This window comes from Streptomyces sp. NPDC005374 (genome assembly GCF_042872225.1).
Classification (GTDB): Bacteria; Actinomycetota; Actinomycetes; order Streptomycetales; family Streptomycetaceae; genus Streptomyces.
In genome coordinates this window covers 21,523-32,020 of record NZ_JBIAKA010000034.1, presented here as the reverse complement: position 1 = coordinate 32,020, position 10,498 = coordinate 21,523, and the positions used below count along the sequence as shown (strand labels likewise).

General features: G+C 71.3%; 7 protein-coding genes and 1 pseudogene. 6 read left to right on the top strand and 2 right to left on the bottom strand.

Annotated elements, in window-relative coordinates:
- The coding region (locus ACFYRX_RS45940; RefSeq protein WP_389113292.1) for an AMP-binding protein at positions 1-1,326 on the bottom strand (1,326 nt) is incomplete at its 3' end.
- A 117-nt stretch (positions 1,327-1,443) separates the two neighbouring features.
- On the opposite strand from ACFYRX_RS45940, the gene ACFYRX_RS45935 reads away from it, so the two are divergent.
- The 4 genes from ACFYRX_RS45935 to ACFYRX_RS45920 all read left to right on the top strand — a co-directional run bounded on the left by ACFYRX_RS45935 (position 1,444) and on the right by ACFYRX_RS45920 (position 7,027).
- Complete coding sequence (locus ACFYRX_RS45935; RefSeq protein ID WP_389113291.1) at positions 1,444-2,274, top strand: LuxR C-terminal-related transcriptional regulator; 831 nt, start codon at positions 1,444-1,446, stop codon at positions 2,272-2,274.
- A gap of 143 nt (positions 2,275-2,417) precedes the next feature.
- Entirely contained in the window at positions 2,418-5,237 is a 2,820-nt protein-coding gene (locus ACFYRX_RS45930) for an AAA family ATPase (protein ID WP_389113289.1), read from the top strand.
- Between the two features lie 224 nt (positions 5,238-5,461).
- Positions 5,462-6,253, top strand: a complete 792-nt coding sequence (locus tag ACFYRX_RS45925) for a S1 family peptidase (RefSeq protein WP_389113288.1) — start codon at positions 5,462-5,464, stop codon at positions 6,251-6,253.
- 126 nt (positions 6,254-6,379) lie between these two features.
- A complete protein-coding gene (locus ACFYRX_RS45920) occupies positions 6,380-7,027 on the top strand; it encodes a LysE family translocator (RefSeq protein WP_389113286.1) in 648 nt (215 codons plus the stop codon).
- A gap of 15 nt (positions 7,028-7,042) precedes the next feature.
- Here ACFYRX_RS45920 and ACFYRX_RS45915 read toward each other — a convergent pair whose 3' ends face one another.
- Positions 7,043-8,149 (bottom strand): winged helix DNA-binding domain-containing protein, encoded by a 1,107-nt coding sequence (locus ACFYRX_RS45915; RefSeq protein WP_389113284.1) that lies wholly within the window; start codon positions 8,147-8,149, stop codon positions 7,043-7,045.
- A gap of 152 nt (positions 8,150-8,301) precedes the next feature.
- Between ACFYRX_RS45915 and ACFYRX_RS45910 the strand changes: the two genes are divergently transcribed.
- Positions 8,302-9,456 (top strand): CorA family divalent cation transporter, encoded by a 1,155-nt coding sequence (locus tag ACFYRX_RS45910; protein ID WP_389113282.1) that lies wholly within the window; start codon positions 8,302-8,304, stop codon positions 9,454-9,456.
- Positions 9,457-9,907: 451 nt separating this feature from the next.
- Positions 9,908-10,334: pseudogene (locus tag ACFYRX_RS45905) on the top strand (hypothetical protein).
- Positions 10,335-10,498: the final 164 nt, after the last annotated feature.

The following is a 10,498-nucleotide window of genomic DNA, read 5'->3' as shown; positions in this document are numbered from 1 at the left end:
GACGTCGTCGGCCCGGCCGACATAGGTGATGTATCCGTCCGCGTCCCGCGAACCGATGTCGCCGGTGCGGTAGTAGCCGCCGGCCATCGCCTCCGTCGTACGGTCCGGGTCGCCGTGGTAGCCGGTCATCAGGCCGACGGGCCGGGCGGCCAGTTCGAGCGCGATCTCGCCCTCCCGCGCACCCGGGGCTCCCGTCACCGGGTCCAGGAGTTCGACCCGGTAGCCGGGGCTCGGCCGGCCCATCGAGCCGGTCTTCAGCACCTGCCCCGGGCTGTTGGAGACCTGGACGGCGGTCTCCGTCTGTCCGAAGCCGTCCCGGATGGTCACGCCCCAGGCGCGCCGGACCTGTTCGATCACTTCGGGGTTCAGGGGCTCCCCGGCCGCGACCACCTCGCGCGGCGGTGTACGCAGCTGGGTCAGGTCGGCCTGGATGAGCATGCGCCACACGGTCGGCGGGGCGCAGAACGTCGTCACGCCCGCGCGGTCCATCTCCGCGGTGAGCCGGGCCGCGTCGAAGCGTGTGTAGTTGTGGATGAAGACGGTCGCCTCGGCGTTCCACGGCGCGAACAGGTTCGACCAGGCGTGCTTGGCCCAGCCGGGCGAGGAGATGTTCAGATGCACGTCACCGGGCCTGAGGCCGATCCAGTACATGGTGGCGAGGTGCCCGATCGGATACGACGTGTGCGTGTGCTCGACGAGCTTGGGGCGGGCCGTCGTACCGGAGGTGAAGTACAGCATCAGCGGGTCGTCGGCGAGAGTGGGGCCGTCGGGGAGGAACTGTTCGGAGGCCGCGTACGCGTCCTCGTAGGGCTGCCAGCCCGCCGGTACGCCGCCGACGGCGATGCGCGTGTAGTCGCCCGGCACGTCGTCGAACTTGCCAGCGTCCTCGGCCCGCGTCAGGACGTGCCGCACCCGCCCGCGCTCGACACGGTCGCGCAGGTCCGCGGGGCCCAGCAGCGGGGTCGCCGGGATGACGACGGCCCGCAGCTTCATCGCCGCGAGGGCCGTCTCCCACAGCTCGGTCTGGTTGCCCAGCATGACGAGGATCCGGTCCTCGGCCTCCACCCCGCGCTCGCGCAGCAGGTTGGCGACCCGGTTGGAGCGTTCGGCCATCTCGGCGAAGGAGAGGCGGACCTCGCTGCCGTCCTCCTCGACGATGTGCAGGGCGGTGCGGTCGTTGCCCTCGGCGATGACGTCGAACCAGTCGAGCGCCCAGTTGAAGTGCCGGGGGCGGGGCCAGGCGAAGCCCTCGTACGCCGTGGCGTAGTCCTCGCGGTGCTCCAGCAGGAAGTCCCGTGCCCTGCGGAAGTCCTCCGTAGCCGTCATCTGTCGTCCTCCTTGGTGCCGGACCATTGCCGGGCGGCTCTCTGCCATCGTGTAATCCGTGATGCAGGTCTCACTACCCCCGAACGGGGGTGTGTGCCGCAGCGAAGGGACGAACAGGTGACGGTGGATGCGGCCGGTGCGGTGGAGATCCGGCGTGCGCTCGTGCGGCTGCGGCGCACGACGGGCCTCCCGGTGGCCTTCGGCGGTCTGGTCGAGCCGGGCCGGCCTCGGATGCGGATCAGCGAACTGAGCGGTACGGCGACCGCGTCGCTCCTCTCGCTCGCGGTGACCTCGGGCTACGGCCTCGGCGGCAAGGCGGTCGCGCTGGCCCGCCCGTGCGCCGTGGCGGACTACTCCATGTCCCGGCAGATCAGCCACGAGTACGACGCCCCGGTCGCCGCCGAGGGCCTGCGGTCGGTGCTGGCCGTGCCGGTGGTGGTACGACGGCGGGTGCGCGGTGTGCTGTACGGCGCCCTGCGCGACGCCCGGCCGCTCGGCGACCGCATGCTGAGGGCGGCGGTGGACGCGGCCCGGGACGTGGAGCAGGCGCTGGCCGTCGGCGACGCGGCGCGGGAGGTGCTGGTGGCGGCGCGGGCCGAGCCGCAGCGGGACGACGTCTCCGCCTGGGAGCAGGTCCGGGAGGCACACGCGGCGCTGCGGGCGCTGGCCACGCGGGTCACCGACCCCGCGCTCAGGACCGAACTGCTGGACGCGTGCGCGCTCCTGACCCCGGTGCCCGCGGCCTCCAAGGGCATCGCTCTGGCACCGCGTGAGCTGGACGTGCTGACCTGGGTGGCGGCGGGGGCGACGAACGCCGTGACGGCGGCCAGGCTGGGTGTGAGTGCCGAGACCGTCAAGGCGTACCTGCGGTCGGCGATGCGGAAACTGGGTGCCGGGACCCGTGGCGAGGCGGTGGCCGCCGCACGCCGGACGGGACAGCTCCCGTAACATCCGTAGACATTTCATTCACTCACGAGTGCTTTGAATTTCCCTATACGGAACGGGTTGTTATCTCCCTCACCACGACTTCCCTCCGAATTTCAAAGCACCTTGCCTAATATTGGCCCGGACACGACACAGGGAGGGGAGCGGTGACCGTGGCACGCGACTTCCAGGAGCCCGCGAGATGTCGCCCCGACCTGGTCATCGGCCGGGACGAGCTGTTCGGCCAGGCCGGTGAGCAGCTGGCCCGCGGCGGCAGTGTGCTGCTGCACGGCCCCGCCGGAATAGGAAAGTCGACCGTCCTGCGCGCCCTGGCCGCGGAATGCGGTGATACGGCGCGGACCGTGCTGCGCTGCTCGGCCACCGAGTCGGAATCCCACCTCCCCTTCCTGGCCCTGGCCGACCTGTTCGGCCTGGTCCTCGACGACGTCTCCGACAAGCTGCCCGCGGCCCAGCGCACCGCGCTCGAGTCGGCGCTGACCGGACGCGGCGAGTCCACCCTCCAGCGGGACGGCCTCGCCCTGCGGCTCGCCGTGCTGTCCGCCCTGCGCGCCCTCGCCGCCGAGGGACCCGTACTGATCGTCGCCGACGACGTGCAGTGGCTGGACCCGGCGAGCCTGGAACTGCTCGGCTTCGCCGCCCGCCGGCTCGGCGACATCCCGGTGCGGATGCTGTGCGCGGTCCGGACCGACGGTCCTGAGTACGACCGCCATCTACGCGCGTTGCCCCCGGACAGCCTGGCCGTCCGCTTCAACCCGCTCACCCGCGCCCAGGTGGCCGCACTGCTCGACCACCGCGGCTACACCGGCCTCCAGCGCTCGACCGTACGGGACATCCACCGCACCAGCGGGGGCAACCCGTTCTACGCCCTGGAACTGGGCCGCGCGCTCAGCGAGAACCCGACCCCGCCCCGCCCCGGCGAGCCGCTGCCGGTACCGACCTCGCTGCGGGCCCTGGTGCTGAGCCGCCTGGAGATGCTGTCCGCGGACGCCCGGCGCACCCTGCTGGTGGCGAGCGCGGGCGCCCGGCCCACCCCGGCCCTGCTGCACGCGGCCGGCCGCGGGGACGCCGAGGCGGAGATGGCCCAGGCGGCCGCGCTGGGCCTGCTCGCGACGGAGGCCGAGGGCCCCGCCGTACGCTTCGCGCATCCCCTGATCTCGGCCGCGCTGTACGCCGAGGCGCCCGCGCAGGAACGCCGGGACGCGCACCGGGCGCTGTCCACGGCCGCCTCCGACCCGATCGAGCGGGCCCGCCATCTGGCCCTGGCGACCACGGGCACCGACCCGGAGGTGGCCGCGCGGCTCGCCGAGGCCGCGGCCCTGGCCCGGGACCGGGGCGCACCCTCGATGGCCGCCTCCCTCGGACTGCTGTCCGCCCGGCACACCCCTGGCGACAGCGTGCCCCCTCCCGACGAACGCCGGCTGACCGCGGCCGAGGACGCGATCACCGCGGGCGAGCTGGACCTCGCCCGGGACATCGCCCGGGACGTGCTCACCCGGGCGACCGTGCCCGCGGACCGGGTCCGGGCCTGGATCACCGTGATCGACACCGCGGGCCACGCCATGACGGAGGTCGACGCGGTCTTCCCGCAGGCGCTGGCCGACGCGGGCGACGACCCCCGGCTGCTCGCCCTGATCCGCTATCAACTGGCCTGGCGTGCCCTGCTCGTCGAGGGCGACTTCGACGAGGCGCGCGAGGAGGCCGCGCGCGCGGCGGCGCTGGCCGCACGGGGAGGCGACCGGTACAACGAGCTGATGGCGCTCTCCTTCCAGGCCCAGATCGAGACCCTGATGGGCCACCCGGACGCCCCCGCGACCATCAAACGCGCCCTCAAGGAGCCCCAGGACCCGCGGGTGTCGTGCCATCACAACGGCGCCGGCTACTCCCGGTTCCGCTGGCTGATCATGAGCGACCAGCTGCCCGAGGCCCGCGCGACAGTCACCGCGCTGCTGCGCGAGGTGCGGCGGCGCGGGTCGGTCGAGAGCGAGGTGCACTTCCTGCGCGGGGTCGCCGAGACCGAACTGCGCTCCGGGCACTGCGGGCGCGCGCTCGACCTGGCCCGGGAGAGCCTGATGATGGCCCGGGACACCGGGATCGGCGAGGTGGCCTCGGCCGTGCTCGCCTCCCTCGCGGAGGCCTCGGGCGGCCAGGTCGAGCGCGCGCTGGAACTGGCCCGGGAGGCGGTCGACCACTCCGAGGAGAACGGCGACCAGATGTACGAGTCCCGGGGCCTGGCCGCCCTCGGATACGCCCAGCTCGTCTCCGGGGACGCGCAGGGCGCGGTCCGTTCGCTGCGCCGGGTGCGCGAGCTGGAGCACGGGCTCGGCATCACCGACCCGGCCCGCGGACGCTGGCAGGGCGACCTCGCCGAGGCTCTCGTACGGATCGGGGAGACCGGCGAGGCTCAGGACCTCATCGACGTCACGCGGGTGAACGCGCTGAGGCTGGGCCGGGAGAGCGTGCTCGCGGTACTGGACCGGGCGGAGGCACTGGTGCGGGCGGCACGGGGTGAACACGAGGCCGCGCTCGACCGGTTGACGTCGGTGCAGGATCGTCTCGCCAAGCTGGGCTACGGCCTGGAGGAGGCGCGCGCCGCCTTCGCGCTGGCCCAGTTGCGCACCCGACGGCCCGGCCCGACGTCGTACGACGAGTCGGCCCGCCTCTTCCGGCGCTGCCGGGCGCTGCCCTGGCTGCGTCAGGTGGAGGCGGCCGCGCTGGCCCGTCCGGCGGAGGCGGTGCCCGCCGCGGCCACCGCACCGGACGGTCTGGACGGCCTCGAAGGGCTCGCCTCGATGGAGCGTCAGGTGGCCGCGCTCGTCATGGAGGGCGCCACCAACCGGGAGATCGCCGCACGACTGTTCATCAGTGTGAAGACGGTCGAGGCGACCCTCACGAGGGTGTACCGCAAGCTGGGGATCCGGTCCCGGGTGGACATCGTCAGACTGGCGGCAGGGCGCCGAACGCCGTGAGAGCCGCCCCGGTCTGCCGCCCCCGGGGGATCCATGAGGGCCGACCGAGGGTTTTCCCTGCCCAACTCCCTTAGGGGGTTCCCTCATTGGGAAGGGGAACTTCCGCGTTCTAGCTTATGAACGTGCCGCTCGCTCGGGCATACGGGGGTCGGTCCCGCGACCCCCGTGTACCACCCCCACACACCCGCGCGACCCCCACCGGCAACCCTGAGGAGACTCAACCGATGTTCGGTCTCACCCGTGCGAGAAAGGCGGCCGCCGTCACCATGGCGACCGCCGCTGCCGCCGCCACCGCGTTGCTCAGCGCCCCCACCGCTGTCGCCGCCCCCCAGCCCATCGTCGGCGGCTCGACGACGACCACGACCTCCTACCCGTTCGTCATGCAGATCACGGACGCCTCGCAGAACCAGTTCTGCGGCGGCACCCTGGTCTCCGCCACGAAGGTCGTCACCGCGGCCCACTGCATGGTCGGCGAGACCACCAGCAGTGTGCGAGTCGTCGGCGGCCGCACCTACCTGAACGGTACGAACGGCACCGTCAGCAAGGTCAGCAAGATCTGGATCAACCCGAGCTACACGGACGCCACCAACGGCGACGACGTGGCCGTGCTGACCCTGTCGACGTCGATGCCGTACACCACGGCGTCGTACGTCTCCTCGTCCCAGACCAGCGTGTACGCGGCCGGCACCACCGCCCGCATCCTCGGCTGGGGCACCACCTCGGAGAGCGGCAGCTCCTCCAACCAGCTGCGGACCGCGACCGTGCCGATCGTGTCCAACTCCAGCTGTGCGAGTTCCTACGGTTCCGACTTCGTCGCGACCGACATGGTTTGCGCCGGATACACATCCGGCGGCGTAGACACCTGCCAGGGCGACAGCGGCGGTCCCCTGCTCATCGGGGGCGTCCTGGCAGGGATCACTTCATGGGGAGAGGGTTGTGCGGAGGCGGGTTACCCGGGTGTCTACACCCGGCTGACCACCTTCTCCAGCCTCGTGACCGCGCAGGTCAACTCGTAGGTCCCCAGTAGTTCTCCTGAGCGTCCCACCAGTGCTCGGGTGAGAAGCAAGGGGGCGTTGCGGGCCTCCACGAGCGGCCCGCAGCGCCCCCTGTCCATGTGCGCGATCCGTGTTTCAATGACCGCCATGGTGTCCACGGACCGTGTTCTCGCCTTCGCGGCGATGTCCTTGCTGGTGATCGTGATCCCGGGACCGAGCGTGCTGTTCGTGATCGGACGGGCCCTCGCGCACGGCCGCCGTACCGCGGTGGCGACCGCCCTCGGCAACGTCCTCGGCTCGTATCTGCTGGTCGTGGCCGTCGCGGTCGGGATCGGTTCGCTCGTGGAGCGGTCGGTGGCCCTCTACCTGGCGGTGAAACTGGCGGGCGCCGCCTATCTGGTCCTCCTCGGCGTGCAGGCCTTCCGGCACCGCAAGGAGCTGAAGGCGTCCACGCTCACCGCGCAGGCCACGGGACCGGCACACGGTGACCTGCGGACCGTCCTCGACGGAGCCCTGGTCGGCGTGACCAACCCAAAGGGCGTCGTCTTCTTCGCCGCCGTACTCCCCCAGTTCGTCGACCACTCGGCGGGCCACGTACCCGCGCAGATGCTGCTGCTCGGCCTGGTCCCCATCACCATCGGCCTGGTCACGGACACCCTGTGGGGCCTGACCGCCTCGGCCGCCCGCACCTGGTTCGCCCGCTCCGACCGCCGCCTGTCGACGATCGGCGGCGTGGGCGGGTTCACGATGATCGGCCTGGGGCTGACGGTGGCGGTGACGGGACGCGCGGACTGAGCCTCCGTCAGCCGGTCACTTCCCTACGACGGTCCCGAACCGGATGTCGTACGGCGTCCCCGGGTGCAGCGTGCGCAGCATCCGCTCCCCCTCTTCCACGACGTCCGCCCGCTGCGCCTTGGTGAGCCGGCCGAACACCTCGATGACGAGCGCGCCCGGCTCCAGCCGCCATACGCCCGCGAGGAAGCCGTCGACGAGGAGCGTGCAGTGGGCCTGGTTGCCCTGCCAGCTGCGGCCCCAGTACTGCGGGGGCACCACGCGGGTGCGGTCGGCGTGGGAGAGCAGCAGGTTGTCGAACTCCGGCAGGAAGCGCGGCGGGGCCGGGGTGTCCTCGGCGGGGCGGGGTGCGTCGGGCAGGTCGAAGAGCTCGACGCCGTTCTCGTCACGGAAGGTCAGCAGCCGGGGCCGCAGCCGCTCGAAGGCCTCGCGGAGCCTGGTCAGACCGGCCCAGGTCTGCATGTCCTTGACGGAGGCGGGGCCGAATGCGGCGAGGTAGCGCAGGACGACGGCGTCGGGGGTCGGGGGCTCCTGCGCGGGGCGGCCGAGCCAGTGCTCAGCCGTGGTGAGCGCCACCTGGCCGCTCCTGCCCCACAGCCCGCGCGGGGTGACCTGGACGAGCGGCAGTGTGCAGCGGGCGGCGATGGCGAGGGCCTGCGGGTCGGCGTCCGGCCACTCGGTGAGGAGGGCCTCACGCAGTTGCTTCATGGTGCGTGGCTCGGTCTCGACGAGCTCCTTGGCCAAGGCGGCGAGGCGGTCGAGGTCGACGCCCTGAAGTCCCGTGCGGAAATTGCCGAGTTCACGGTCGCGGGCGGGCTGCACGAACGGCCGCAGGGTGAGGCAGTCGTCGGCGGTGTGGGTGTGGATGGTCGACCGCATGGTGACGATCCGGACGACCTCGCGGTCGGCCATCAGCGCCGACAGCTCCTCGGGGACGAAGCCGTCGAGGCGGGCGGCGAGCGCGTGGTACGGCGGTTTGACGTTCTGGGCCTGGAGCCCCAGCAGATGCCCGACGGCGTCCTTGGCGGACAGCGCCGTCCGGCGCAGGAGCAGCTGCCGGTCGAGGGTGGCCCGGTTGAGGGCGCGGGTACCGAGTACGGGGGCCGACGCGGTCGTCTTCGTCATGGTGAACACGCTAGAGGTGCTTGCGGACGAGTTCTGTCCGCAACTCCCGACGGAACCCGCCCTGGTTCCCCACCGCTACGTCATTTGCCCCGTATACCCTGCTCCGTGATCACGCCGACCTCGGCTCGAGCCGAGAGCGAGAGGCAGCCACCATGTCCGATCGACCCGCCCGCCCCACCAAGGGTTCCAGGAAGTCCGCCTGGCGCCGCGCCCTGACCCCGCCCACCGCGCCCCCGCTGACCGAGGCACCCGCCGCCGACCCGCCCTCCCCCGAGACGGCCGAACCGGCGAGCATCGTCCAGGCGGCCCTCTACCGCGACGGCGTACGCGTCTCCTCCCCCGCCACCCTCGCGGACACCTTCCGCGAGCTGCGCGAACAGCCGGCCGGCATGGCGTGGATCGGCCTGGCCCGTCCCACCGAGGGCGAACTCCTCTCCCTGGCGGCGGAGTTCGACCTGCACCCGCTGTCCGTCGAGGACGCGATGGAGGCCCACCAGCGGCCCAAACTGGAGCGCTACGGCGACACGCTCTTCGTGGTCCTGCGGGCGGCCCGCTACCTGGACGCCCCGGAGGAGGTCGACTTCGGCGAGCTGCACGTGTTCGTGGGCCCGGACTTCCTCATCACGGTCCGGCACGGGGCGGCACCGGACCTCTCGGCGGTGCGCCACCGCATGGAGGAGACACCGGAACTGCTGAAGCTGGGCCCCGAGGCCGTCCTGTACGCCATCCTCGACGCCGTGGTGGACGGCTACGCGCCGGTCGTCTCCGGCGTCCAGAACGACATCGACGAGATCGAGACGGAGGTCTTCCGCGGCGACCCGGAGGTCTCCCGCCGCATCTACGAACTCTCCCGCGAAATGGTCGAGTTCCAGCGCGCGACCCGGCCCCTGGTCGGCATGCTGCACGCCCTGATGGCCGGCTTCGCCAAGTACGGCACGGACGAGGAGCTGCAGCGCTATCTCCGTGACGTCGCCGACCACGTCACCCACACCAGCGAACGAGTCGACGGCTTCCGCCAGGCCCTCACCGACATCCTCACGGTCAACGCGACCCTCGTGACCCAGCAACAGAACGCGGAGATGCGGGCGTTGGCGGAGGCGGGGTTCGAACAGAACGAGGAGATCAAGAAGATCTCGTCGTGGGCGGCGATTTTGTTCGCGCCGACGCTGGTGGGGACGATCTACGGGATGAACTTCGACCATATGCCGGAGTTGCACTGGGTGTTCGGATACCCCTTCGCAATGCTACTGATGGCAGCCGTATGCACCAGTTTGTACGTCATCTTCAAGCGGCGGGACTGGCTCTGAGTAATCGGCCCGCAAGCGCCGACACACCAAGGTCAGCGGTGCGAACACGGCCGGCGCAGGCGCCGTTCAAGCCGCTGCCGTTCAAGCCGCTGCCGTTCAAGCCGCTGCCGTTCAAGCCGCTGGGGAGAATGAGACGCGCCATGCTCCGACCGCCCTCCCCCATCGCGAGGCCCCGGCCTGGATCTTGCTCCCACGTCGCAGGGAATGATCAGCTGATCGACTGAGTCACGACGCTCACACCCCATCCGAGCAGGTCGCATGTCGTCTGAGCGTTCACCCCATGCGTGGGCAAAATATCCCGGATCGTGGGGCAAAAGACGCTGAAATCGACTTCAATGACGCACATGTCCAGCGCATTCGCCCCGGGGGGGCGTCCATTGGACAACGGGACTCCACCGGCCAACCAGCGGACCACGGGAGCGGCACGAGTGAAATCGTAGAATAAATTCGCATGTGCGACGCGAGCGCCGTCGTCAACGAGTCGTACTCCTTCGCCCGCATGCGTTGCGGGTACGGCTGGGAGCCGACCTTCGAGATGGAGCACCACACCGGGTCGACGGCGTCGACGGCCACGAGTTCGTGCTCTCCGCGGCGAACGGGTGTGGATCGTGCTGTCGCCGCTGAGCCGTCCCGTGTGCCAGAACTGCGACGGGCACGTCGTGCCCATCATGCCGGCCGGGCAGATCTCCTCGGTGCTCAGCGCCTCCCTTCAGCACAAGGTGCCCCCGGCCGGACCAGTGGAGGTACCAGTGACGGCGGCCGAGGGACAGCAACACCACTGGCACCTGTCCGACCTCCCGCACCCGTTGCGCAAGGCCCGCCAGATGGTTGAGGTTGATGCCAAGGGCGGTCGGCGCGGGTCGGCGCATACGCCATGAGGTGAGGGAATCCGAAGACGGGCAATGACGCCTGATCCGGACTCCCTCGCCACCGCGCTCTACGAGAGAGCCGACGAATGCTGAACAAACCGCCGCATCCGGCACCGCTCGGGCCCAGCGACAGCGAGCCGGTCACCCTCGCCGTGACTCAGGTCCTGCTCGGC